Origin of the sequence: Streptomyces albospinus (assembly GCF_014648695.1) — a bacterium.
GTDB classification, from domain to species: Bacteria; Actinomycetota; Actinomycetes; order Streptomycetales; family Streptomycetaceae; genus Streptomyces; species Streptomyces albospinus.
The window spans coordinates 33,924-58,701 of sequence record NZ_BMRP01000015.1 but is presented as its reverse complement, the minus strand read 5'-3'; the positions used below and the strand labels follow the sequence as shown (position 1 = coordinate 58,701).

Genomic DNA, 24,778 nt, shown 5'->3' with positions numbered 1-24,778 from the left:
TCCAGGGGGCCGCTCAGCTCAGCGTCTTCAGCGCCGCCGCGTCGTAGGGCTGGAGCTCCTCGATGCGGTTGCCCAGGACCTTCGCCGCCCACTGCGGGTCCTGGAGCAGGGCGCGGCCGACGGCGACAAGATCGACCCGTCGCGCTCCAGGCGGTCGAGGAGGTTGTCGATGCTGCCGACCCCCGCACCCTCGCCCGCGAACGCGCGGAGGAAGTCGCCGTCGAGGCCGACGGAGCCGACGGTGAGGGTGGGCTTGCCGGTGAGCTTCTTGGTCCAGCCCGCCAGGTTCAGGTCCGAGCCCTCGAACTCCGGCAGCCAGTAGCGGCGGGTGGAAGCATGGAACGCATCGACACCGGCCGCGGTGAGCGTGCATTCCGTCCGGCGGGCCGCGTGGTGACCCGGAACACGCGCCCCGATGTCGGCGTTCACCCGCCCCCGGCGCCGGCCCGAAGCGCAACCTTGCGAAGCCTCGCGGAATCCCCTCCTCAAGAGGGTTGCGGTATTGCGCATGTGGGCAAGTGTTGTGCGCTGGGTGACTGTCCATACAAAGGAGGCTGTAGGTGGCGCGGGGCGGGATGACAGCGACAGGAAGCACGAACCTGCGCATCGGGGCGGCAGTGGCGCGGATCGAGGGGCTGTGCGCGGCGTTGCGCGGCGCGCGCAACGAGCGCCACCGGGAGCGCATCCTGGCCGACCTTGCTCAGGCCGGCCGGCGTCTGACCGCACTCGCAGTCGCGCAGCAGCAGGGCACGCAGGGAAGCGTCCGGCCGCGTTCGCGCTGGGAGCGGCGTCGCGTTCTGGCGGCTCGCGGCGCCGACCTGGTGGCGGCGCTCGCCACCGGCGACGGTTGGGGGCGCACCCGCCGCGGGGGCAGGGACGGAGACGGCGCGGAGCCGCCGCGCTCCTGAGCGTCCGGCGTTCGGTCCTCCTCTGCCCGCTGCCGTGAGCAGAGTCGCCGACTCGGGATCAGCGGGCTTTTCGCTCCCCGACGCGTAAGTCGCCGGAGAGCGCGGGGCGGTGCCGCGTCGTATGGGGTGGTGCCGACGACGCGGCACGGTCCGCGCCCGCCGTCAGTCGACGGAGTCCAGGAAGTCCAGCATCCGGTCGTTGGCCGTCTCGGCGTGGTCGATCTGCGGCCCGTGGCCGGTGCCGGAGAGGATCTCGGCGCGGGCGCCGGGCACCAGGGAAGGCACGCGCACCAGTTGCCGCTTCGGGTGGACCAGGAGGCTCCGCCTGCCCATCAGCAGGTAGAGCGGGGTGCGGATGGTGCGCATCTCGTCGTCGGTCAGCGGGAGCGGAGCCGGCCGGCGGATGCGGAACGAGCGGACGCCGAGCCGGATCATCGCGCGCAGTTCCGGCACGATGAGGACCGGCTGGTCCAGCCAGGCCGCCAGGTGCCGGCGCAGGGGCTTCGGCGCGGAGGTCGCCAGCAGGCTGGCGAAGATCCAGACGAAGAAGCGGAGCCCCACCTTCTCCAGGCCGCCGGGGTCGAGCAAGGTCACCGAGGCCAGTCTGCCGGGGCGTTGGTGCGCCTGGTTCAGGGTGAGCCATCCGCCGTAGGAGGACCCGATGAGGTGGACCCGGTCGAGCCCGAGGGCGGCGAGGGCCTCGTCCATCCACTGTGCGGCGTGTTCGGGTCGGTGCATGGCTTCGCGGTGGATGCTGCGCCCGGGGTCGCCCGGGGTGTCGAGCGCATAGACCGTGCGCTGCGCGCTGAGGGCGGCGACGTTCGGGTACCACATCGACGAGTTGGAGCCGGAGCCGTGGATGAGCACCACCGGAGTCCGGGACGCGTTCCCGGGCTCCGTGGGGCCGTACTCGTAGACGTGTGTGGTCCCGAAGCGGGTCTCCACATCACGCTCCGCTCGCGGGGCGGGGCCCAGAGCGTAGACCGCGTCGCAGGCGCCGAAGTACCGGTCGCGCAGGGTCTCGTTCACATAGCGGCCGACGTCGGCCGGGCCGCGCTCGCGGGTCATGGTCTCGGGCACGGTGACACCTCCGGAGAGATCCGATTTTCGTGATACGAACGTACCATGATGGTGGTACGGGCGTACCATGAAGGTGCGCCGGTGCCGGCGGACCACCGGGCCGACGAGCCAACAGGCCGAAGAACCAAGGGCGGAGACGTGGCGAATGCCGAAGCGTGTGGATCATGAGGAACGGCGCACCGAGATCGCCGAGGCGCTCGTCCGGGTCGCCGGACGGCGCGGACTGCACGGTGTCGGGATGCGCGACGTGGCCGCCGAAGCGGGCGTCTCCCTCCGCCTGGTGCAGTACTACTTCGAAACCAAGGAGAAGCTGCTCCTCTACGGGCTGGAGCATCTGGCCGCCGGATTCGGCGCGCGCACCGCCGCCCGGGTCCGGGCCGCCGGGGACGCCGCGGGCCCGCGCGCCGTGATCGAGGCGCTGCTGCTGGAGTCGCTGCCCACCGACAAGGAGAGCCGGACCTTTCACCTCGTCTACACCTCGTACGCGGTGCTGTCCGTGACGGACGAGGCGCTCGCCGCCCAGCCCTTCATCGAGAACCCCGACGCCGCCGAGGACGCCCTGGCCGGCCTCCTCCGGCAGGCGCAGGACGCCCGCCTCGTCGCGCCCGACGTCGACACGCGGACGGAGGCGATCGGTCTGCTCGCCCTCTCGGCGGGGCTGGGTACCGGCATCCTGGTCGGCCAACGCAGCCCGGAGTCCGCGGTCGCGGTCCTGCGGCACCACCTGGACCGGATTTTCCGCGACGGCGAAATGCGGTCCGCTGCCGGCACGGAGGGGCGGGCCGGCTGAGGCGCGCGGCTCGCCCGATCATTTACCTGCCGGTCGGTATTCTGCTGCCTGCACCGGCCTGTACTCGGTCTACGCCGGCAGCAAGGCGCCCGTCGAGCACTTCACCCGCGCGCTGTCCAAGGAGCTTTTCGGTCGCAACATCAACGTCAACAGCATCGCCCCGGGCCCCATGGACACCTCGTTCTTCTACCCGGCCGAGACCGACGACTCCATCGCCTACCACAAGTCCTCGTCCATGAACGGTGAACTGACCAAGATCGAGGACATCGCACCCTGTGTGCTGTTCCTGCTCACCGACGGCTGGTGGCTCAACGGCCGGACGGTCTTCGTCAACGGCGGTCACACCACCCGCTGAGGGAGGGGCGGAGTGTGTTCCCCCTGTCCTCCTCGCCCCGCCGGCCTCGCCCCTCCAACTACTCGCCCTTGGGCTCCGACGGAGTGTCAAGGCCGCGGGCGTCAACGGCATGGGTACGAGCCCGACTTGGGGCGGTACTGGGGATGATCACGTCGAGCAGGACCATCGCGTCGTGGTCGGAGGTGCCGGGCTCGACGTGGTACGCGTTGAGGCGCTGTCCGGGGGTGCCTTCCAGCTGCATGGACTGGAAGCCGAGGGTGAGGGTGCCGACCTGGGGGTGGCGGAAGGTCTTCTGGCCGTAGGCGCGGGCCTTGACCTCGTAGCGTTCCCACAGCCGGGCGAACTCCGGGCTCTTGAGCAGGAGTTCGCCGACGAGGTGGGCGAGGTCGGGGGCGTCCGGGTCGGTACCGGCCAGGGCGCGGAGGCGGGATACGCAGCCGCGGATCTGGTTGTCCCAGTCGTCGAACAGCTCGCGGGCGGCAGGGTGGAGGAAGAGGTAGCGCGCGATGTTGCGCTGCTTGGCCGGCCAGCTCTCGATCCCGGCGAACAGCTGTAGCCCGCCGGGATTGTGGGCCAGGAGGTCATTGGTGCGGCTGACCACGTAGGCGGGGTTGGGGCGCAGGCTCTCCAGCAGGAGCTTGACGCCGGGCCGCACCGTACGGCTGGGTGCGGCCGGGAGTTCGGGGGCGTAGCGGGCGGCCCGCGCGGCGAGGTCGCGCAGGTGATCGTGCTCGTCCTGCTCCAGGTGGAGGGCGCGGGCGAGGGCGTCGACGACCGCCGGGCTGGGACGGGTCTCCTTGCCGCGCTCCAGGCGGGTGTAGTAGTCGATGCTCACCCCGGCGAGGGTGGCCAGCTCCTCGCGGCGCAGCCCGGGCGTGCGGCGCAGCCCCGGACCGATCGTGAGGCCGACCTCGCCAGGGGTCACCTGGGTGCGGCGGGCACGCAGAAAGCGCCCCAGCTCGGTGCCGCCGCTGCCGCTGCGCTGCTCATGTGCCATGCCGTCCAGTCTGGCAGCCCCTGGATGCCGCACGGGTCGGCGTGGGGGGCCCTGTCACACCCCGGAACGCGGCTCCCCGGCACGGCGCGGTCTGCCGCGCACGACGGGCGGCGGCGAGGGTGGATGTCCGTAGGCCCCTTCCCCCGGTGCGCGCGGCGCTGCGACCGGCCACCACCGAGGAGCACCCCGGTGCCTCCAGGAGCCCGCCCACCCAGGGCCGGGACGGCCTTCCCGGAACACCACTTCCTGAACACCGCATCCGGAGCACCTGGTGCGGAACGCACGATCGGAGAGATCCATGCGAGCGACCATCCTCTACGGCGCCGGCGATGTGCGGGTCGAGGACGTCCCCGACCCCAAGGTGCAGGAGCCCACCGACGCCGTCGTACGCGTCCTGCGCTCCTGCATCTGCGGCAGCGACCTGTGGCCCTACGGATCGATGCCCGCCGCACCGCAGGGCAGGCCGATGGGCCACGAATTCCTCGGCGTCGTCGAGGACACCGGCCGGGACGTCGCCGGGCTCCGGCGCGGCGACGTCGTGGTCGCACCGTTCCTCTGGGCCGACAACACCTGCGACTTCTGCACCCAGGGCCTGCACTCCTCCTGCCGGCACGGTGGCGGCTACGGCCGCGACGGTGTGGACGGCGGCCAGGGCGAGGCGGTGCGGGTGCCGCAGGCAGCGGGCACGCTGGTCAGACTGCCGGTCGCCGAGGACTCCGCGCTGCTGCCCTCGCTGCTCACCCTGTCCGACGTCCTCAGCACCGGACACCACTGCGCGGTGCGGGCCGGCGTAGGGCCGCGTACGACCGTGACCGTCATCGGCGACGGCGCCGTCGGCCTGTCCGCGGTGCTGGCCGCCAGGCGTCTGGGCGCCGAGCGGATCCTGCTCATGGGGCGGCACACGGACCGCACGGACCTCGGCCGGGACTTCGGCGCCACCGACGTGATCGCCGAGCGCGGGGCGGAGGGCGTCGAACGGGTCCGGGAGCTGACCCGCGGCGACGGTACGCATACGGTGCTGGAGTGCGTCGGCACGCTCCAGGCATGGGAGACGGGCTTCGGCGCGGTCCGCGACGGCGGTGTGGTGAGCAGGGTCGGCGTCCCTCAGTACGCACAGGGTCCGATCGGCTTCGAGATGCTGATGCGCAACATCACCCTCACCGGGGGCGTCGCCCCGGCCCGCGCGTACATCGAGGAGCTGCTGCCCGACATCCTCGACGGCACCATCGAGCCCGGCCGGGTCTTCGACCGCACCGTCGGCCTGGACGAAGTGCCGGACGGCTACCGCGCGATGGCCGCGCGCGAAGCGCTGAAGGTGCTCGTCCGCCCGTGAGGCCGAAGGTGCTCGTCGACCTGTGAGCCGGTCTGCCGCTGCGCCTGCTCTGCCGCGCCTGCGCGAGCGGTTCCGTGGCGTCACCGCGGTCGCGGGCGGCCCGGGGGCGCGGCCTTGACCGCGCAGGCCAGGGTGATCGCTGCCGGAATCCACCAGGCGATCAGATAGCTGCCGCTGCTGTCGCGCAGGAGCCCGAGCAGGGGCGGAGCGGCGATGACGGCGATCTGGTTGGCGGCCATCGCCCCGCCCGTCGCCCGGCCGATGCCGTGGGTCGGGGCCGCATCGGCGATATGCGCGACCCAGGGGCCGTACCAGCCGATCGCGAAGAATCCGAGCACGACGGTGGCCGCGGCAAGGAGGCCGAACGGGGTGCGGGCGGGCAGTACGGGCAGGAGGACCAGGAGCAGGGCCGAGCAGACCATGCCGATGCGCACGATCGACAGCCGTGAACGCCGGGTGCGGTCGCTGACGTACGCCAGCGCGACCCGGCCCGTCACTCCGCCGATCTGCAACAGCGTCAGCAGTACGGCGCCCTCGGCGAGCGGGCGGTGGAAGTGGTCACGGGCGAAGAGCATCAGGTGGGCCGTGACGGCGAACTGGGTGCCGACCAGCGGCATCCCGGACCACAGGATCGGGCGCATCCACGGCTGCCGCAGGGTTCGGACCGGGCCGGTCAGCAACCGGGCACGGTCCGGTGGGGGTTGTGGCGCCTGACGGCCGTCCGGCGGCGGGCGGTAGGCGAGGGCGAACACCACGCCTCCGGCGAGCGCGACGGTGGCGGTCACCGCGAATGCCGCCTGCCAACCGAGCGTGTGCGCGACCGCGGGCAGGACGGCCGCGGCTGCGGCACCCCCGATGGGCAGACCGGCCTGGCGCACGCCCATCGCCACCCCGCGCCGGCCGGAGGGGAACCAGGACGAGACGGACTTGCTGCCGCCCGGCTGCACGGTGCTGTATCCGATGCCGGCGACGAACAGGCAGGCCAGTACGACCGCGTAGCCCGGCGCCATCGAGGTGGCAGCCAGGCTCGCGGTCATCACGAGCGAACCCGCGGCCACCACCCAGCGCTCCCCGTGGCGGTCCACCAGATGTCCCATCGCGAACAGCGAGAAGACGGGGGCCAGTCCGACGGCCGTGACCATCAGGCCGACGCCGGCGCCGGACAGCGCGAACGCGTCGTGCATCGCACCCGACAGCGCCCCGAGCCCCTGGGTGGCGAAGGACGCGGTCAGCTGGGCCGAGGTCACCACGGCGAGGATCCACCAACGCCTCGGCGATGACGTCCCGTTGCGCACCGGGGCCGAGGTCATGACCAGCCGGCGGCCGATGCCGTGCGACGCGGCTGAGGGCGAGGTACGCCGGTCGTTTCGACGAGGTCCATCCACTCTCCGAGGGGCTGTGAACTCCGCAGGTCGGCACGCCTGCCAGGTCCGCGGACTCCGCAGGTCCGCGCACCGGCAGGCGCGATCGGGAACGGCCGGGAATCGCGGCCGGGGAGGATGCTCCTGGTGCACTGAAGAACGGCTGGATCGTGCACCAGGACCATCAACACCATCGGGGCGTTCCGGAAGACCGGGGCCACTGGAGCCACTGGAACCACCAGAACCACCGGGATCAGTCGGCGGCCTGGCTCCTGGCCTCGATCACCGCGGCGTAGACGTCGTCCCAGAAGGTGACGTGCTCCCAGATCTCGTGCCGGGCGGCGTCGACCAGCACGGTTTCGTCCGCCTGATAGCTCTTGATGAGGGCGTCCCACAACGACCTGAAGTGCTCGACTTCGAGTTCCTCGTGCAGCCCGAAGAATTCCAGCCCCTCGCTGACGCCGTAGTGCTTCGGCAGGGCCTCGATGGTCAGCCGATTCCGCTCCGGCGCGACGATCTCACGACCGGCGAGAGCCGCCAGTGCCTCCTCCCCGGACCGCTGCGGATCGAAATACCGGTGCAGGAAGGAGTCCGAGTACGCCGAGGTCACCGGCAGCGGAGTGAGCAACTGCGGCTCCGGGATGCCGAGTTCGCGCAGGAAGGTGACCGCCATCCCGTGGTGGTCTCCGTTGATCTCTTCTTCGATGTGCTCGATGAGCTCCGACAACACGAAAGATATGTCGAAGGTCGTGCCGAATGCGGGGCTCTTGACGATGCATAAGCCGAACCAGCGATGGAACTGATTGCGCCACAGGTAGTACTGCGAGAAGACATCGCGGACGACGTCGATGTCTGCCTCACCACTGCGGAAGGCCGAGAAGAATGAGCTCCGACGGAGGGTGTCGTGGACGTGAGAGACGAGATTGGCCGAAACGGTTGCGCTGTCTGGCGAAACCATAACGCTCCTTGTCAGCATGGACAGTTGAGCTGTGCGGCAAGCAAGGCCAAAGCTAGACGGTCGAGCGTAATCACGTAAAGGTTATGTCGTACTTGCGGGGCTGGCTCTCCGTGATCTTCCCTGCTCTGCCGGACATCGACGGCTCGCATTTTTAACGCGCCTACTGCCTCCGCCCTTTCTGTCGACGCGCACGGCACAGTGGGACATGAACGCAGACAGTGCAGATAGCAGAGACAACGCAGAGAACACGGGCAACGCAGAGATCACCGGCATTCTGTCCCGGGCACATGTGGCGACCGGACTTCCGGCCCAGGAACTGGACCGGGCGCGTCGTTTCCACTCCGAGAAGCTCGGGCTGGATCCCGTCGACGAACGGCCCGGTGGGCTGCCGTATCGATGTGGCGGCGTGGATTTCGCGGTGTTCCCATCGACGGGCGCCTCGCCCGGCACCTTCACCCGGATGGCCTGGGAGGTCGACGGCATCGAGCGGGTCGCGAGCGAACTCCGGCGGCGCGGCGTCGTGTTCGAGGACGTCGAGCTGCCCCGGCTGCTGGGTGGCGGGGGAACGCGGGACGGGATCGCCGAGGTCGGCGGCAACTACCCGAGCTGGGGTGCACGGGGGTGTACGCGGCGCCGGCTTCCGGGACGGCGAGGAGAACGTGCTGGGCATCGGCCGACCGGCCCGCTGAGCGGCGGGACCGGGCCGGTGCGCGAAGGAGTCTTTGCCCACCGGAATCGGCTCGGCCTGACCCCGTCCCAGTGACAGGCGATCGGCGATCGTCCCCGGCCGGGACTGTCGACGTCCTGGTGATGCGACTTCGTGGGTCCCCGGCTCGCCGCAACTGGCCATGATGCAAGGAGAGTTGGATGAGGAGGGCGAACTTCTCCGCTCATGTCGAGTCCCGACGTCCGTCTGTATTCCTTGCGCGAGCCGCCCAGGCGCCGCCCTCTGCAACGGGTTACCGGAACCCCGCCTTTCCGGTCATTCAAGGGGAGGGGCGGTCACGTGTTACGCCGTGAGTAGTCGGCGGTTGGCGTCGCACATTAGCGGGGCAATTCCCTTGCGGTAGCGGGGGAGTGGGCGCCGGATGGTTCTCGGCCGGTTGCTGCTTGCGGTGCTGGTGGGCGGGTCGGAGCAGTGGGTGCGATGGCTGGAAAGCGCCCATGGGTCGCCGGAGGGGACGGGTCGAGAATTCGTCGGAGTCGCTGTCGGACGTTCGGCGGCGGAGGTGATAACTCGGCGATCCTGGTGGGAATTTCAGTGAAACCGGGGTTGTCCGACGTGCCGTGCGGCGCGCTCCTTACCGGGTTTCCGTGGGGCCCCGACCCGCAATTCGTGTGTCCATGGTCACATTGCGCCACGTCGTGCGGCGGCTGCTAGGTTGGGCGGTGTTGCAGGGCGACCGAGGGGGGCGCACGAAACGTTGTCATACTGTTCATCTTTCGGAAACAGTTGCCGAAACAATTTCCCGCTGTGCGCGGTGATTTGCTGTAGCGGATCGCCCAAGGAATAGCCGGAAAAAGGGGGACCGCCGTATCCGGGCGTCGTATCCGGAACGGCCGCCGAGACCGCGGCACCGGTGCGTGCCGGCCGGCGCGTCCCTCTATCACGTCACCACCCGCATCGACGCGCGCTCCTCGTGACTCCGTCCGCCACCGCGGACCTCTCACGGTGCGCGCTCCGATGCCGTCACCATCGTTCCGCTCATCGACTCACCACCGCTCCACCGCAACGGAGGCCGGGCAACCCCCGGTCACGTTGGTACGCGCCCACCCGGCGCGTGACGGGAAAGGTCCCTTCGTATGATCACGGCGTCTGCGCCGCGCACTGTTCAACACCCTTTACTGGAAGACCTGTTCAGGGATCAGGCCGAAAGCCGCCCCGAAGCCCTCGCCGTGGTCGACGGGGACATCCGGCTCACCTATCGCGAACTCCACCAACGTGCGGGCCGACTGGCGGCAGGTCTCCTCGCGTCGGGAGTGGGCCGGGAAACGCTGGTGGCGATGGCCTTCCCGCGATCCGCCGACGCGATCGTGTGCACCCTGGCCATCGTGCTCGCCGGTGGCGCCTACCTGCCCGTCAATCCGGACTTCTCCGGTGAGCGGCTGGCCCACATGCTGGGTGACAGCGGTGCCGCCCTGCTGGTCTGCGCACCCGGCCTGGAGGACTCGATCGCCCCCGCGCTGCCGGCCGGGACGCGTGTGCTGACACCCCAAGCGCTCATCGCCGAGGGGACGCGTGCCGGGGTCGCCCCGCCGGTCGCGGCCGTACCGCGGGCGGGGGAGGGATCGCCGCTGGCCTACGTCATGTTCACCTCGGGCTCGACCGGGCGCCCCAAGGGCGTGATGGTGGAACAGGCCGGGATCGTCCGGCTGGTCAGGGACAACGGCTTCTTCCGGTTCTCGCCGGACGAACGTCTCCTGCTCACCGGTGCCCTGGAGTTCGATGCGGCGACCTTCGAGATCTGGGGCTGTCTGCTCAACGGCGCGACGCTGTATGTGACCGGCAAGGAGACACTGCTCGTCGCGTCCGCGCTGAAGGCGGTCCTGCACGACAACGCCGTCACCGCGATGTGGCTGACCGCCCCGCTGTTCAGCCAGACCGTCGACGCCGACCCCGCCGTCTTCGCGCGGCTGAAGGCCGTGGTGGTCGGCGGTGATGTGCTCTCCGCCCGGCACGTCCGCGTCCTGCGGACCGCGTACCCGGCACTGCGGATCATCAACGGGTACGGGCCGACGGAGAACACCACCTTCACCACCACCCACGAAGTCCGCGCCGACGAGCCGGGCCCGGTACCGATCGGCCGCCCGCTCAACGGCACCACCGTGCTGGTCCTGGACGAGCGGCGCGCGCCGGTGCCCGTCGGCGCACCCGGCGAGCTGTACACCGGCGGCAGCGGTCTGGCCCGCGGCTACCTGGGCAACCCGGAGCTGACCGCGGAGCGCTTCGTCACGATCGGCACAGAGCGCTACTACCGCACCGGGGACCGGGTCAGCGCGGACGCGGAAGGGCTGCTGCACTTCCACGGGCGGATCGACGACCAGGTCAAGATCCGCGGCCACCGCGTCGAGGTCAAGGAGGTCGAGGCGGTCCTGACGGCCTGCCCCGGCGTCCTCGACGGGTGTGTGGTCGTCGCCGCGGACGAGGTGGGCAAGTACCTCCTCGCCTATGCCGTCCTCGACGGCGGCACCAAAGCGGCGGACGTCGACGCGGCGCTCGCCGACCGGCTGCCCGACTACCTGCGGCCCGAACGCCTCGTCGTCCTGGACCGGCTGCCCCTGAACGCCAACGGCAAGGTCGACAAGGCGGCGCTGCCCGCGCCCGAGCCGGCCGGCGCCGCCTCTGCCGGCAGCCGGGCCGGGCTGCCCGCCGGACAGCGGCGGCTCGCCGAGATCTGGGACACCGTCCTGCGCCTGAAGGGCCGTGAACTCAGGCCGGACGACGACTTCTTCGCGCTGGGCGGCAACTCCCTGTCCGTCGGCGCGCTGATCGGACGGCTGGCGGTACGCGACGGGGTTCAGCTCTCCTTCCGGGAGGTCTTCGAGAGCCGCACGCTGGCGCGCATGGCGGACGCCGTAGGACGTTCCGCGGCGAACGCCCCGGCCGCCGGCCTGCCGCCGGTCACCCCGGCACCCGTGGTGGGGCCCACCGCGCTGCACCCGCAGCAGCACGGCCTCCACACCCATGCCCAGGTGGCCGCGGAGTCGGTCGCGTACAACATCCCGCTGCGGCTGGACATTCACGGCCCGGTGACCTCCCGGACGGTCAGGGCCGCCCTCGCGGAGCTGGTGCGCCGCCATGACGCGCTGCGCACCCGCTTCGTCACCACGCCCGACGGCGTACGCCGGGAACCGGACCCCGACGCGGCGGTGGAGCTGGTGGAACCGGCCGCGGCGGACGGCCTCGCCCGGGCGGACGACCGGTCCGTGCTGGAGTGGTTCGTGCGTCCCTTCGACCTGGAGTCCGCGCCACTGGTCCGGGCGCTCCTGATACCCGGCGACGACACCTCCCACCGGCTGTACCTCGACGTCCACCACATCGTCTTCGACGGGGTGTCGCTGCGGATCGTCGCCGAGGAGCTGACGGAGCTGCTCTCCGGCGGGGCGCTGCCGGAGCCCAAGTGGGGCTACGCCGACGCCTCGCAGTGGTTCGCCGACCGGCTCGCGGACCGCTCGTTCGCCGCGGACGAGCGCTACTGGCGGGACGTCCTCGCCGACCCGCCCCGGCTGGAGCTGCCCACGGACCACCCGCGACTGGCCGTGCGCGCGGAGACGGGTGCGCTGGTGCGCCTCGCCCTGACGCCGGAGCGCGAGACCGCGGTCGGCCGGATCGCGGACCGCACCGGCAGTACGCCGTTCGCCGTGCTCCTCTGCGCGTACACCGCCACGCTGATGCAGCTGTCGGGACAGCGGGACGTCGTCGTCGGAAGTCCCATGAGCGGCCGGGTCCACCCCGACTTCGAGTCGGTCGTCGGCATGTTCGTGAACACCGCCGCCCTGCGGCTCGCGGTCGGCGAACCGGCCACCCTCGCCGACCTGTTGGCCGCCGCACACCAGCGCCACCAGGAGGCCCTGGAGCACCAGGCGTACCCCTTCGACCGGGTCGTCGGGCAGCTGGGGCTGCCCCGGGACGCCGCCCGGCTCCCGCTGCTGGACGCCTTCTTCGCCTTCCAGAACATCGATTTCCACACCTTCGCCCGCGACGGCCTGCGGGTGGATGTCGACCTCCTGCACCCCGGCTCGTGCCGGTTCGACCTGAACCTCCAGGCGTACCGGCGGCCGGACGGCACGGTGCTCGAACTCGAATACAGCACCGCGCTGTTCACCGCATCTTCGGCGGAATACCTGCTCCACCGTGTGGGCGAGCTGCTCGACGACCTCGACGGCGCCCCGCACACGCTCTTGTTCGGCCCTTCGGCGTCCCAGGACGCGGTCACCCCCGCTTACGCCGACTTCTCGTTCTAGAAGGACCCTCATGACCAGCGCACTCCAAGCCCAGCAGGCACTCCGCAACCACCCGGCTCAGCAGGAGTACTGGGACAACCGTCGACTGGCCTGGACCGAACCCGTCCAGGTCATCCGCGACCATCTGCGCCCCGACGCCGGCGACCACCGGGTGACCGGCACCGGCCTCGACGGGGCCACCGCCGCCGCGCTCGCCCGGATCACCTCGGGCGACCCGGTGCTGCTGCGCACCGTGGCCGCCGCCGTGCTGGCACTGCTCGCCGCCCGTACCACCGACCGCGACGACGTGGTGGTCCACCTGCCCGTCCCCCCGCAGGTCTTCGACGCACCGAACCGGGCGGTCCCGGTGGATGTGCACATACCCGCGGACACCGAGGCCCGGCAGCTGCTCGGTGCCGTCCGCGCGGCCTACCTCGATGCGGCGGCCCACCTCGACGTGCCGGTGCGGTACGTCCTGGACCGTGCCGACAGCCGGCCGACCGACTTCATGGTCGCCGTGGACGGCGACCTGGGGCCCGAGGACGCCGACCGGGCCGGCGCCCCGCTGCTGTTCTCCCTCACCACGGGGTCCGCCGCCCGCCTCGACCTGCGGTACGACCCGACGCTGTTCACCGAGGCGACCGCGCACCGGCTGCTGGACGCCTACCGTGCCCTGCTGCACACCGTCACCACCGTGCCGGCCACGACGGCGGACGCGCTCCGCGCCCCGTCCGCGTCCGAACTCGCCCTGATCTCCGGTGAGTTCAACGACACCGACGCGGAGTTCCCGGACGGCCGGCTGCTGCATACCTTCCTGGAGGAGCGGGCCCGCGCACACGGCGACCGGATCGCCGTCGCCGACGGCACGGGGACGACGTACGCGCAGCTCAACGCCGACGCCAACCGGCTCGCCCGGACCCTGCGCGAGCGCGGGGTGACCGCCGGCAGCATCGTGGGCGTCTGCGTCCCCCGCTCCGCGGCGATGCTCACCGCCATCTACGCCGTGCTCAAGGCGGGCGGCGCCTACCTGCCGATCGACCCCACGCTCCCCGACAACCGCATCGCCTACCTCCTCGACCACAGCGGCACCGAGCTGGTCCTCGCCACCGCCGAGACCGCGCAGGTCCTCGGCTCCCACACCACGCTCGACATCGAGGACCCGGCGAACCGCTCGGCCGACGACGGCGACCTCGATCCCGTCACCGGCCCGGACGACGCCTGCTACGTCATCTACACCTCGGGCTCCACCGGCCGCCCCAAGGGAGTGGTGGTCGAGCACCGCGCCATCGTCAACCGCCTGTGGTGGATGCAGCGCGGCTACCCGCTCGGCGCGGACGACGTCATCCTGCACAAGACGCCCTTCACCTTCGACGTCTCGGTGTGGGAGATCTTCTGGTGGTCCCTGGCGGGTGCAGCGGTCGCCACGCTGCCCAACGGCGCGGAGAAGGACCCGCAGCGGATCGCCGACCGGGTGGCGGAGAGCGGCGCGACCACCCTGCACTTCGTCCCCAGCATGCTGCACGCCTTCCTGACGTACACCCGGGCCTCCGGCACGACCGAGCGCCTCGGCTCGCTGCGGCGAGTGTTCGCCAGCGGTGAGGCACTGGCCGCGAGCCACACCGAACTCTTCGACGCCTCCCTGCCGCACGCCCTGCTCGTCAACCTCTACGGGCCGACCGAAGCCGCCGTCGACGTCAGCTACTTCGACTGCGACGCCGTGGACGCCACCCGCTCGGTGCCCATCGGCCGGCCCATCGACAACATCAAGCTGCTCGTCCGCACCCGCCGCGGCGCCCTCGCCCCCATCGGGGTGCCCGGTGAGCTGTGCATCGCGGGCGTCGGCCTGGCCCGCGGCTATCTGCACGCGCCCGAACTCACCGCCGAGCGGTTCGTGGCGGGCCCCACGGGCTTCGGCCGGATCTACCGTACCGGCGACCTGGCCCGCTGGCTGCCGGGCGGGGTGCTGGAATACCTCGGCCGCCTCGACACCCAGGTCAAGATTCGCGGATACCGCATCGAACTGGGCGAGATCGAGCACCTCGCGAGCGCCGTCGCCGGCGTCGTCGAGTGCGCGGTGGCCGCCGTGGAGCAAGACCGCGGCGAGAAGGCGCTCTGCGCCTACGTCGTGGCCGGACCGGGCTTCGACGAGGCGGCGCTGGTGGCCGCGCTGGCCGCCGAACTGCCCTCCTACATGGTCCCCCAGTTCGTCGTCACCGTGCCGGCCATCCCCACCAACCACAACGGCAAGCGCGATGTCTCCGCGCTGCCCCGGCCGGCGAAGCAGAGCGACGGGCAGGAGTACGTGGCGCCCGCCACCGACGTCGAGCGGCTGATCGCCGCCGTGTGGGCGGACGCCCTCGGTGTGGCCCGGGTCGGTGCCCAGGACAGCTTCTTCGCGCTCGGCGGCGACTCGATCCTCGGCATCCGCGTCGTGGCCGCGCTGCGCCAGGCAGGCTACGAGGCCACCGTCGGCGAGGTCTTCGCCCACCAGCGCCTGACCGACCTGGCCAGCGTGGTGCGCCGGGTGGAGAACCCGGCGCCGGCCGGGCCCGCGGCGGACGACGCCCGGTCCTGGCCGGCCTCCGCCCTCCAGCAGGGCATGATCTACCACAGCAGCGTCGACACCGACGTGCCCGTCTACCACGACATCTTCCGCTACCACGTGGACGTCCCGAGCGTCGACCACAACTCCCTCGTGGCGGCCTGGCGGCAGCTGAGCGAGCGTCACCCCGTGCTGCGCGCCCGCTTCGACCTGGAGTCCGCAGACCGGCCGCAGATGGTCGTGGAGGAGGCCCCGCCGCTGCCGGTGGAGGTCGCCGACCTGAGCGCCGAGACCGACGCGGCGGCCGTCGTCGCGAACTGGGCGGAGGGCGAGAAGCGCACCCCCATCGACCCGTCCGGCGCCCCCGCCTACCGCCTGCGGATCTTCGTCACCGCCCCCGACCGGATCGTGCTCGGCCTGAGCTTCCACCACGCCATCCTCGACGGCTGGAGCGTGGCCTCCCTCGTCGAGGAGTGGGTCCGTGCCTACGGCGCACTGCTCCAGGGCCGCGGCACCGCCCCCGCCCCCGCGGTGCCGCTCCAGAAGCGCTACGCGGAACTGGAGCGCGGTGCCGAGGCCGACCCCGAGCAGCGGGCGTTCTGGGCGGCCCAACTCGACGGCGCCCAGATGACCGAGGTGCCCCGGCTCGGCGCCGGCACCCGCGGTCACGCGGTTTCCGCCGAGGTCGTCGTCAGCGCCCGCGAACTGCCGCCGGAGCTGTTGGAGACGCTGCGCCGGCGGGCCCAGGAGTGGTCCGTACCGCTCAAGAGCGTCTTCCTCGCCGCGCATCTGCGGGTGCAGTCCCTGATCGCCAACCAGCGCGATGTCGCCACCGGGCTGGTCGCCAACGGCCGGCCCGAGGTGGACGGCGCCGAGCAGGCGCTCGGCATGTTCCTCAACACCCTGCCGTTCCGGCTGGAGTTGGACACCGAGCAGAGCTGGCGGGAACTCGCCGAACGCTGCTTCGCGCTGGAGCAGCGGCTCCAGCCGTACCGCTGGTTCCCGCTGCCCGCCATCCAGAAGCTGCACGGCGGCCCGGCCTTCGACGTGCTGTTCAACTTCACCAACTTCCACGTCCACCAGCAGGGCGCCCAGGAGGGCGAACCCGCCGTCGCCGCGGTGGAGTACTTCGAGCAGACCAACGCTCCGCTCGTCGTCTACGTGGGCTCCAACGCCTACACGGGCGGCTGGGAGTACCGCATCGGCTACGACCCCCGCCAGTTCACCGCCGCCCAGGTCGACCGCTACCTCGGCTACTACCTCGGCTGCTTCCGCGCCCTCGCCGACGCCGGCGAGCAGCCGTGGACGGACACCGTCCCGCTGACGGACGAGGAGCGCGCCGAACTGCTGCCCGCGGTCGCCCGCCCCACCATGCCCGAACTCGACGGCAGCCGCACCCTCGTGGACCGCTTCGAGGCCATGGCCCACAAGCACGGCGACGCCACCGCCCTGTCCTGCGCCGGGCGGCGGCTGACCTACCGCCAACTGGACCGCCGGGCCAACGCGTTGGCCCATCACCTCGCCGCCCAGGGCGTCCGCCCGGGCGACCTCGTCGGCCTCGCGCTGGAGCGCGACGTGGAGATGGTCGTCAGCATCCTGGCCACCCTCAAGGCCGGTGCGGTGTATGTGCCGATCGACCCCGGCTACCCCGAGGACCGCATCCGCACCACCGTCGAGGACGCCGACGTCCGACTGGTCATCGCCACCCCCGAGGTGTGCGCCCTCTTCCCGGAGCGCACCACCCTGACCGGCACCGCGGAGGAACTCGCCGCGCTCACCGGCGACGGCACCGACCACGGCCCCGCCCACGGGCTCACCGCCGACTCCCCGGCGTACGTCATCTACACGTCCGGCTCCACCGGCAGGCCGAAGGGGGTGCTGGTCACCCACGGCAACGTGCTGCGCCTCTTCGGCGAGACCGACCACTGGTACGGCTTCTCCGAGCAGGACACCTGGACCCTCTTCCACTCCTTCGCCTTCGACTTCTCCGTCTGGGAACTGTGGGGCGCCCTGCTGTACGGCGGTCACCTCGTCGTGGTCCCGTACTGGGTCAGCCGGTCCGTCGAGGACTTCGCCGACCTGGTCGTCGCCGAGCGCGTCACCGTGCTCAGCCAGACGCCGTCCGCCTTCGGCCAGATCAAGCAGGCCCTGATGGACCGCGTGGGGCCGGACGACGTCTGCCTGCGCCAGGTGGTCTTCGGCGGCGAGGCGCTCGACTTCGCGTCGCTGGCCGACTGGTTCGACCACTTCGGGGACAGCCGCCCGGAGTTGGTCAACATGTACGGCATCACCGAGACCACCGTGCACGTCACCTACCGCCCGGTGCGCGCCGCCGACACCCGCGCCCCCGGCAGCATGATCGGCGAGCCCATCCCCGACCTCGGCCTGTACCTGATCGACGACCTCGGGCGGCCGGTGCCCCTCGGCACCCCCGGCGAGATCGCGGTGACCGGCGGCGGCGTCGCCCTCGGCTACCTCAACCGGCCGGAGGAGAACGCCAAGCGGTTCGTCGAACTGGACCTGGGCCACGGCACGACCCGTGCGTACCGTTCCGGCGACCTGGCCCGCCGGCTGCCCGGCGGCGAGGTGGAGTACCTGGGCCGGGGCGACGCCCAGGTCAAGATCCAGGGCTACCGCATCGAGACCGGCGACATCGAGTCGGCCCTGGCCGGGCATCCGCAGATCGACTCGGCGCTCGTCGTCGCCTTCACCCGGCGCACCGGCGACAGGGCACTGGTGGGCTACTACGTGCCGCTGCCCGGCGAATCGGTGGACGGCCCGCTGCTGCGCGCCCACCTCGCCGACCGGTTGCCGGGCTACATGGTCCCGAGCTTCCTGGTGGAAGTGGCGCGCTGGCCGCTGACGATCAACGGCAAGACCGACCGCCGCGCGCTGCCCCACCCGGAGGACCAACAGGGCGGCACCGGCCGGGAGTTCACCGCGCCGCGCAGCGCCACCGAGGCCCGGCTGGCCGCCGTCTGGCAGGACGTCCTGGGCATCGAGCGGGTCGGCATCGACGACGCCTACTACGACCTCGGGGGCGACTCCCTCCAGGGCATCCGGCTCACCGGCGCGCTGCGCCGCGCCGGCTTCGAAGTGCCGCTGCACGAGCTGTTCCGGGTGCAGACCATCCGGGCGCTGGCCGACCAGGGCCTGGTGACCGCCGCCGAGGACCGTACGGCGGCGCCGAGCGAGCCGTTCGACCTGCTGGACGACGCGGACCGGGCGCAGCTGCCCGCGGACGTGGTGGACGCCTACCCCGCCACCCAGCTCCAGCTCGGCATGATCTTCCACACCGACACCGACCCCGCACAGGCCGTCTTCCACGACCTCATCCGCTACCGCGTCGACCTCCCCTTCGACCGGGCGGTGCTCACCGACCTGCTCACCGCCATGGTCGACGCGGACGGCCACGAGATCCTCCGCACCTCCTTCCAACTCGACGGCGCCACCCGGCCGTTGCAGCGGGTGCACGCCCGGGGGCAGGTCGACCTCACCGTGCACGACCTGACACACCTCGACGAGGCGCAGCGGGCCGCACATGTCGACGCGTGGTTCGAGGAGGAGAAGGGCACCGGCTTCGTGTGGGGTGCCCCGACGCAGATGCGGTTCTTCGCGCACCGGGCGACCGAGGACTCCTTCCACCTCTCGGTCAGCTTCCACCACGCGATCATCGACGGCTGGAGCTTCTCCGGCCTGATGGCCCGTCTGCTGGACGGCTACCGCCGGTCCCTGGCCGGCGAGCCCGGCGCTCCCGCCGAGCCGGTCCCGCTCGCCTACCGCGACTACGTACGGCTCGACCTGGCGGCGCAGCGGGACACCGCGTCCCGGGACTACTGGACCGGACTCCTCGCGGGCGCCGAGTACACCAAGCTGCCCCGGCTGCCCGAGTCCGCAAGCCGGTGGGCGGAGGCGGAGCTGATGTTGGAGGAGGAGCGCTACGACCGGCTCGTCGCACTCGCCGCCCGGCTCGGGGTGTCCGTCAAGCACCTGTGCCTGGCCGTGCACTTCCGGGCGCTGTCGCTGATCACCCGCACCCCGGACGTGACCACCGGCGTCTTCGGCCACGGGCGGCCGGAGCACCTGGCGGCCGACCGCATGGTGGGCCTGTTCCTGAACATCGTGCCGCTGCGGGCCGCCGCCGGCGGCTCCTGGGACGAACTGGCCGCCGCGGTCAACCGGGTGGGCCACGAGCACCTGCCGCACCGCCGCTACTCCTACGCCTCCATCCAGCAGGCCATGGGCGGGCAGCGATTGGTGGAGACCGCGTTCAACTTCGTCAACTTCACCGCGTACTCCGACCAGTTGGGGGCGGACGGCGGGCAGGTGATCGGCGACCTGAAGTGGTTCGAGCACGCCGACTTCGCCCTGCTGGTGACCTTCAACGCCGATCTGTTCTCCCGCCGGATGCGGGTGAACTTCAACGCGGCGGCGCAGGTGCTCGGCCGGGACGCGGTCCGCACGGTCGCCGACGTGTACCGGGCGGTCCTCGCCGACCTGCTGGGGGAGCCCTGGGCCGGCCCGGACCTGGCGGACCTCCTGGACCGGCTGCCCCCGCCGGCGGACCGGGAACGGGACGGCTACGAGCACCGCACCGTGCAGCCCCCGTCGGCCGTCGAGGGCATCAAGGGCATCGAGGGCATCGACCCGGCGGCCCTGCGCGCGCTGGTGGCGGAGATCCTCACGGCGGGCCGTACCGGCGCCTCGGACACCACGAGCCCGGAGGCGGCCCGCCCCGTCCTGGACTCGCTGGGCGCCCTGCGACTCGCCCATGCGCTGCACCACCGCTTCGGCGTCACCGTTCCGCTGCCGGCGCTGCTCGGCGACGGCCACACGACCCTGGGGCTGTGACATGAAGGCAACCTTCTCGACGATCCTGCTCAGTTCCCTGGGCTCGACGGTCCTGTGGCTGCTGCTGGTGCCGAACTTCTCGGCGCAGACCCACTCCGACGGACTGGTGGGCCTGCTGGGCATGGAGCGGCAGGTGCTCGGCGTCGTCGGTGCGCTGATGGTCGGCGTCTGGGCGGACCGGGGCCGCATCGGCCGCAAGTTCGCCCTGCTCCAGGGCATGCAGCTGGCGCTGGCGGTGGTGTTCCTGCTGCTGACCTGGCTCGGTACGGCCGGACCGGACTTCGTCCTGGTGTGGACGGCGTTGCGGTTCACCCTCGTCGGCGCGAGCTCGGTCCTCGCCTACCGGCTGCTGGCCGACGCGTCCGGCTCCAGCGCCCAGGGCGCGGTGCTCCAGATGGTGACCTCGCCGCAGGGCGCCATGGTGTTCGCCGCCGTCATCTGCGCGGCCGTACCGGCGTGGACCGCGCACACCCTCGTCGCCGCCCTGCTCTTCGACATCGCTTCCTCGGCACTGGTGATCTGGCTGCTGCTGTCCCGACCGGAGCACGGCGAGGGCGAGTTCGGCTTCGAGTGGCACCACGTCGTCAGCCGCGGCGCCGCCGCCGTACGCAGCTACTGGCTGCCCGAGCTGTGGCCCTGGAACCTCATCCAGATCGTGTTCCTGGTCAGCCTGTCCGGCATGATGGTCTACGCCAGCGTGATCGCCGAGGCACAGACCCTGGTCCCGACCGGGATCGCCTTCTCGGGGGCGTGGTTCTTCTACGGGCTGGCGTTCTGGCTGACCGCCCCGCTGCTGCGGAACCCCGAGCGGTCCCGCCGCTGGGCGCTCCTCTTCGCCGGGGTGCTGATCGCCTCCGGCGTGGCCGGCGCGCTGGCCGGGCACTCGTCCTTCCCCGTGCACATGGCCCTCTACGTGGTGCTGACCTTCGTCAACGCCTACTGGATCCACTTCACCAACGCCCGCATCCTCGAACCGGCGCCGGCCGCCCGAATCGGCCAGATCCGAGCCAGTATGATCTTCTATCTCGGTCTGGTATTCGGCATCGGTGAGCAGCTCGTCGGCCTCCTGCTGGAAAGGCAGTCGGGGCTGCTGCTGCTCGGCCTGGCCCATGTCGTGGGCGGCATCGCGCTGGCCGGCTCACTGTTCGCCATCCGCACCCGCACCCGCCGCCGCACGCTCGTGCCGGCCGGGTGAGAAAGGGAGTTCCCATGTCTCCGGAAGAGATCGTCGACGGTCAGCTCGCCGCCTACAACGCGGGCGACCTCGAAAAGTTCCTGACCTACTACGTCGACGACGTACCGGTATACGCCTTCCCGTCGGGCGACGTCCTCACCGACCGCTCGGGCCCGGCCTTCCGGGAGCGCTACCGCGCCCTCTTCGCCGCCAGCCCGGACCTGCACGCCGAACTCGTCTCGCGCGTCGTCCACGGCCGCATCGTCATCGACCAGGAGAACGTCACCGGCTTCATGGGCGGCGAGGTCCGCACCGCCGTGGCCCTCTACGAGGTCGGCGAGGAGCGCATCGAACGGGTGTGGTTCGCGGTCTGACCCGCCCCACCGACAGCCGGCTGCCGGCCGTACCCGGGCGACGACGCGGCCCCGTGGCACCCCGGCCCGACCGGCGGCCACGAGGCCGCATCCGTGACACGGACCGGGGCACCGCCGTGCGGCGGTGCCCCGGCCCCGATCGCTCAGCCGCGCGGGCGGACGTGGATCTCCAGTCCGCTCGTGCCCGGCGCCTCCATGCCCGGCCGCAGCCGCATATCGCGGGCGTAGTCGCCGCCGGCCAGCGACCGGAACGGGACCGGCTCGTCCGTGAAGAGCGCGGCGAGCCGCTGCCCGTACTCCCGCTTCGCCGCCGCGAACCGCTCCTCCGGTACGTCGATCGCGTCGTACACCGTGAACGGGTCCAGCGGTGCCATGCCGGTGAACCACAACAGGCCGTGCTGGAGCGGGAAGAGGACATCGGCCAGCGCGCCGTGGATGCCCCGGTCGGCGAACGCCGACTCGCGGGCACCGATCGTCACCGACAGCAGCGCCCGCCGCCCGGCCAGCGCGCCCTCGCTGTAGGGCGGGGGAACCGACGGGCCATGGGCGAACTCGAAGGTGAACACCCGGTCGATCCAGCCCTTGAGGAGCGCGGGCACCGAGAACCACCACATCGGGAACTGGAGGATCACCGCGTCCGACCAGCGCACCTTCTCCTGTTCCGCCGCGATGTCCGGCGAGAGCCGCCCCGCCAGGGTGGCCTGCCCGGAGACGGCCAGCACGTCCAGCCGCCGGTCCGCGGCGTGGTCCGGGAAGTCGTCGGCGTCCACCCCCGCCTTCCACTTCATCGCGTAGAGGTCGGACACCCGCACCTCGTGCCCTGCCGCGCGCAGTTCCTCGACCGCGAAATCCGTCAGCGCGGCATTGAGCGAATGCGGCTCCGGGTGGGCGGTGACAATCAGGATCTTCTTCCGCTGCTGCGGTGTTGCCTCGGTCATGCCGCTACGTTCCCCCGGGCGCGACGCGGCAGCCAGTACCCTCTTCGACCCGCGGAACCGGAATCCTGGTATTGCGAGGGCCACCCATACTGGATCGATGGACAACGTGGAGCTGGACGTGGACCGCAGCGAGCACCCCGACGGCACCGGCACCCGCCCGGCGGGCACCGGCCGGCCCGACGGCACCGGCCCACGCGACCGGGGCGACGGGGTCGGCGCCACCCACCGGGCGCTCGGCGGCTTCCTGCGTGCCCGCCGGGGGCGTGTCGCACCGGAGCACGTCGGCCTCACCGGCGGCCGTCGGCGGCGGGTGCGCGGGCTGCGCCGCGAGGAGCTGGCGCAGCTCGCCGGGATCAGCGTGGACTACTACGTACGCCTCGAACAGGGCCGGGCCACCCAGCCGTCCCCCGAGGTGCTGGACGCACTGGCCGGGGCGCTCGGCCTCGGCGCGGCGGAGCGCGGGCATCTGGCCACCCTGGCCGGCACCCGGGGCGGCCCCGCGCCCACGGCCCGGGTCAGCCCCCTGCTCCAGCGGATGCTGGACGGCCTGGCCGCCTTCCCCGCGTTCGCGACGGACCACCGCCTCGACGTGGTGGCCTGGAACCGCCCGGGCGCCGAACTGATCGGCGGCCTGGCCGCCCCGGTCCGCCGCGAGCGGAACAACGCCCGGTTCCTCTTCCTGGACCCCGCTTCCCGGGACGTGCACCCCGAATGGGAGGACCGGGCGGCCGAGGCCGTGGGCCAACTGCGCGTTGCCGCGGGGCGATACCCGGACGACGCGGAACTGGCCGCGCTCATCACCGAACTCTCCACGCACAGTGCGGAGTTCCGGCGGATCTGGGCATCCGGCGAGGTCGTCATGTGCGCGGCCGGCCGCAAGCGGCTGCGGCACCCGGTGGCCGGGCTGCTCACCCTCGACTACGAGACGCTGCACGTACCGGCCGCACCCGGCGAGACCGGCCTCGTGGTGCATGTCTTCAGCGCCGAGGAAGGAAGCCAGGAGGCCGCCGCCCTTACCCGCCTGACCGGGCCGGCACCGGCGGTACCCGAGCCGCCGCAGCCGGTCTGAACCTCCGCAGTCGGCAACGTCAACCACACCCCCCGTCAGCACAGTTGCCGAGTGCGCGGGGCGGCGGGCGCTTCGGGGGCGCGAACTGATCGTCGGCGCAGGGCAACCGGCGGGTAACCTCGTGCTGCCGTGTGTGCCCGACGGGGCAAGGCACCCAGGACCGGTACGCGGCAGCCGATCAGCCCTCTAGCGGCAACTGACCAGGACGGCGGTAATTCATGGCAGATCACGACCTGACCGGCTTCGACCGCGAGACCTTCACGCACGACGGCACCACCCGCCGGACTCTCCGGCGCGGCACGGGGCCCGCGGTGATCGTGCTGGCGGAGGTTCCGGGCATCACGCCCAAGGTGCTGGCGTTCGCGGAACGGGTGGCCGCGATCGGCTGCACCGCCGTACTCCCGGTGCTCTTCGGCGTACCCGGCCGCGATGCCGACCCCGCCAACGGATGGCTGAAGAGCGGGCGTTATATGGCCGCTTCGATGCGGAAGGTGTGCGTGAGCCGGGAGTTCACCGTGCTGGCCACCGGGAAGACCTCACCCGTGGTGACCTGGCTGCGGGCCCTGGCCGCGGACGAGCACGAGCGGTGCGGCGGTCCCGGCGTCGGAGCCGTCGGCATGTGCCTCACCGGCGGCTTCGCCCTGGCCATGGCGACCGATGAGCGGCTTCTCGCCCCCGTCCTGTCCCAGCCGTCCCTGCCGCTGCCCGTCACCAGGAGCCGGGCCGGCCGCATCGACATCTCCGCCGAGGACCTCGCCGCCGTACGGGGCCGCTGCGAGCGCGACGGCCTTCAGGTGATGGGGCTGCGGTTCCGCGGTGACCGGCTCGTACCGGGCGACCGGTTCGCGTTTCTGCGCCGCGAACTGGGTGACGCGTTCCTCGCCGTCGAACTGGACGACGCCACCGCGAACCCCGCCTCCGCGCTGCACCCGCACTCGGTACTGACCGAGCACCTGATCGACGAACCCGGCCAGCCCACCCGCGCGGCGCTGGACGACGTGCTCGGCCTCTTCCGTACCCGCCTGCTCGGGCAGCCCATCGACACGGCAGCGGACGCACCGGCCGCCACGGACGGGGCGTAACTCAGGGGCTCGGTCCCGCCGC

General features: G+C 71.8%; 15 protein-coding genes and 2 pseudogenes. 11 read left to right on the top strand and 6 right to left on the bottom strand.

Annotation, left to right across the window (positions count from 1 at the left end; translation table 11 throughout):
• Positions 1-13: 13 nt before the first annotated feature.
• Positions 14-366: pseudogene (locus tag IEZ17_RS21130) on the bottom strand (12-oxophytodienoate reductase); the annotation flags it as partial.
• A 209-nt stretch (positions 367-575) separates the two neighbouring features.
• Between IEZ17_RS21130 and IEZ17_RS21125 the strand changes: the two are divergent.
• Complete coding sequence (locus tag IEZ17_RS21125) at positions 576-908, top strand: hypothetical protein (RefSeq protein WP_189302446.1); 333 nt, start codon at positions 576-578, stop codon at positions 906-908.
• A 162-nt stretch (positions 909-1,070) separates the two neighbouring features.
• Here IEZ17_RS21125 and IEZ17_RS21120 read toward each other — a convergent pair whose 3' ends face one another.
• Positions 1,071-1,988 (bottom strand): alpha/beta fold hydrolase, encoded by a 918-nt coding sequence (locus tag IEZ17_RS21120; RefSeq protein WP_229852465.1) that lies wholly within the window; start codon positions 1,986-1,988, stop codon positions 1,071-1,073.
• A gap of 145 nt (positions 1,989-2,133) precedes the next feature.
• Between IEZ17_RS21120 and IEZ17_RS21115 the strand changes: the two genes are divergently transcribed.
• Together IEZ17_RS21115 and IEZ17_RS21110 are read left to right on the top strand one after the other, a co-directional pair.
• Positions 2,134-2,778, top strand: a complete 645-nt coding sequence (locus IEZ17_RS21115; RefSeq protein ID WP_189302444.1) for a TetR/AcrR family transcriptional regulator — start codon at positions 2,134-2,136, stop codon at positions 2,776-2,778.
• Positions 2,750-3,133 carry an SDR family oxidoreductase gene (locus IEZ17_RS21110; RefSeq protein ID WP_444544825.1) on the top strand — a complete coding sequence of 128 codons (384 nt, stop codon included), beginning with the start codon at positions 2,750-2,752 and terminating at the stop codon, positions 3,131-3,133. Before IEZ17_RS21115 ends, IEZ17_RS21110 begins: the two co-directional genes overlap by 29 nt.
• 58 nt (positions 3,134-3,191) lie before the next feature.
• Here IEZ17_RS21110 and IEZ17_RS21105 read toward each other — a convergent pair whose 3' ends face one another.
• Positions 3,192-4,130 carry a helix-turn-helix transcriptional regulator gene (locus tag IEZ17_RS21105; RefSeq protein WP_189302442.1) on the bottom strand — a complete coding sequence of 313 codons (939 nt, stop codon included), beginning with the start codon at positions 4,128-4,130 and terminating at the stop codon, positions 3,192-3,194.
• 298 nt (positions 4,131-4,428) lie between these two features.
• Here IEZ17_RS21105 and IEZ17_RS21100 point away from each other — a divergent pair, with 298 nt between their 5' ends.
• The gene (locus IEZ17_RS21100; RefSeq protein WP_189302440.1) at positions 4,429-5,463 is read left to right on the top strand and encodes a zinc-binding dehydrogenase; all 1,035 of its coding nucleotides are present in this window, start codon (positions 4,429-4,431) and stop codon (positions 5,461-5,463) included.
• Positions 5,464-5,543: 80 nt separating this feature from the next.
• Here IEZ17_RS21100 and IEZ17_RS21095 read toward each other — a convergent pair whose 3' ends face one another.
• On the bottom strand, positions 5,544-6,710 hold the full coding sequence (locus IEZ17_RS21095; protein ID WP_189302438.1) for an MFS transporter: 1,167 nt from the start codon (positions 6,708-6,710) through the stop codon (positions 5,544-5,546).
• 367 nt (positions 6,711-7,077) lie between these two features.
• Positions 7,078-7,782 (bottom strand): iron-containing redox enzyme family protein, encoded by a 705-nt coding sequence (locus IEZ17_RS21090; RefSeq protein WP_189302436.1) that lies wholly within the window; start codon positions 7,780-7,782, stop codon positions 7,078-7,080.
• A gap of 205 nt (positions 7,783-7,987) precedes the next feature.
• On the opposite strand from IEZ17_RS21090, the pseudogene IEZ17_RS21085 reads away from it, so the two are divergent.
• From IEZ17_RS21085 to IEZ17_RS21065, 5 genes and pseudogenes are all read left to right on the top strand, one after another.
• Positions 7,988-8,471, top strand: a pseudogene (locus IEZ17_RS21085) (VOC family protein).
• Between the two features lie 1,114 nt (positions 8,472-9,585).
• Positions 9,586-12,747 carry a non-ribosomal peptide synthetase gene (locus IEZ17_RS21080; protein WP_189302435.1) on the top strand — a complete coding sequence of 1,054 codons (3,162 nt, stop codon included), beginning with the start codon at positions 9,586-9,588 and terminating at the stop codon, positions 12,745-12,747.
• A 10-nt stretch (positions 12,748-12,757) separates the two neighbouring features.
• Complete coding sequence (locus IEZ17_RS21075; RefSeq protein ID WP_189302433.1) at positions 12,758-20,119, top strand: non-ribosomal peptide synthetase; 7,362 nt, start codon at positions 12,758-12,760, stop codon at positions 20,117-20,119.
• A 1-nt stretch (position 20,120) separates the two neighbouring features.
• Entirely contained in the window at positions 20,121-21,314 is a 1,194-nt protein-coding gene (locus IEZ17_RS21070) for a hypothetical protein (protein WP_189302431.1), read from the top strand.
• A gap of 14 nt (positions 21,315-21,328) precedes the next feature.
• On the top strand, positions 21,329-21,667 hold the full coding sequence (locus tag IEZ17_RS21065) for a nuclear transport factor 2 family protein (protein WP_189302429.1): 339 nt from the start codon (positions 21,329-21,331) through the stop codon (positions 21,665-21,667).
• 143 nt (positions 21,668-21,810) lie between these two features.
• Here IEZ17_RS21065 and IEZ17_RS21060 read toward each other — a convergent pair whose 3' ends face one another.
• Positions 21,811-22,605 carry an NAD(P)H-dependent oxidoreductase gene (locus tag IEZ17_RS21060; protein ID WP_189302428.1) on the bottom strand — a complete coding sequence of 265 codons (795 nt, stop codon included), beginning with the start codon at positions 22,603-22,605 and terminating at the stop codon, positions 21,811-21,813.
• A gap of 97 nt (positions 22,606-22,702) precedes the next feature.
• Here IEZ17_RS21060 and IEZ17_RS21055 point away from each other — a divergent pair, with 97 nt between their 5' ends.
• Both IEZ17_RS21055 and IEZ17_RS21050 read left to right on the top strand, forming a co-directional pair.
• Positions 22,703-23,674, top strand: a complete 972-nt coding sequence (locus IEZ17_RS21055) for an MmyB family transcriptional regulator (RefSeq protein ID WP_189302426.1) — start codon at positions 22,703-22,705, stop codon at positions 23,672-23,674.
• A gap of 218 nt (positions 23,675-23,892) precedes the next feature.
• Positions 23,893-24,756, top strand: coding sequence for a dienelactone hydrolase family protein (locus IEZ17_RS21050; protein ID WP_189302424.1), 864 nt, complete (start codon positions 23,893-23,895; stop codon positions 24,754-24,756).
• Positions 24,757-24,778: the final 22 nt, after the last annotated feature.

Coding starts and splice junctions, on each gene's coding strand:
- IEZ17_RS21070 (WP_189302431.1), top strand. CDS start 20,121: ATGAAGGCAACCTTCTCGACGATCCTGCTCAGTTCCCTGGGCTCGACG.
- IEZ17_RS21125 (WP_189302446.1), top strand. CDS start 576: ATGACAGCGACAGGAAGCACGAACCTGCGCATCGGGGCGGCAGTGGCG.
- IEZ17_RS21060 (WP_189302428.1), bottom strand. CDS start 22,605: ATGACCGAGGCAACACCGCAGCAGCGGAAGAAGATCCTGATTGTCACC.
- IEZ17_RS21050 (WP_189302424.1), top strand. CDS start 23,893: ATGGCAGATCACGACCTGACCGGCTTCGACCGCGAGACCTTCACGCAC.
- IEZ17_RS21055 (WP_189302426.1), top strand. CDS start 22,703: ATGGACAACGTGGAGCTGGACGTGGACCGCAGCGAGCACCCCGACGGC.
- IEZ17_RS21105 (WP_189302442.1), bottom strand. CDS start 4,130: ATGGCACATGAGCAGCGCAGCGGCAGCGGCGGCACCGAGCTGGGGCGC.
- IEZ17_RS21065 (WP_189302429.1), top strand. CDS start 21,329: ATGTCTCCGGAAGAGATCGTCGACGGTCAGCTCGCCGCCTACAACGCG.
- IEZ17_RS21100 (WP_189302440.1), top strand. CDS start 4,429: ATGCGAGCGACCATCCTCTACGGCGCCGGCGATGTGCGGGTCGAGGAC.
- IEZ17_RS21075 (WP_189302433.1), top strand. CDS start 12,758: ATGACCAGCGCACTCCAAGCCCAGCAGGCACTCCGCAACCACCCGGCT.
- IEZ17_RS21115 (WP_189302444.1), top strand. CDS start 2,134: ATGCCGAAGCGTGTGGATCATGAGGAACGGCGCACCGAGATCGCCGAG.
- IEZ17_RS21080 (WP_189302435.1), top strand. CDS start 9,586: ATGATCACGGCGTCTGCGCCGCGCACTGTTCAACACCCTTTACTGGAA.
- IEZ17_RS21090 (WP_189302436.1), bottom strand. CDS start 7,782: ATGGTTTCGCCAGACAGCGCAACCGTTTCGGCCAATCTCGTCTCTCAC.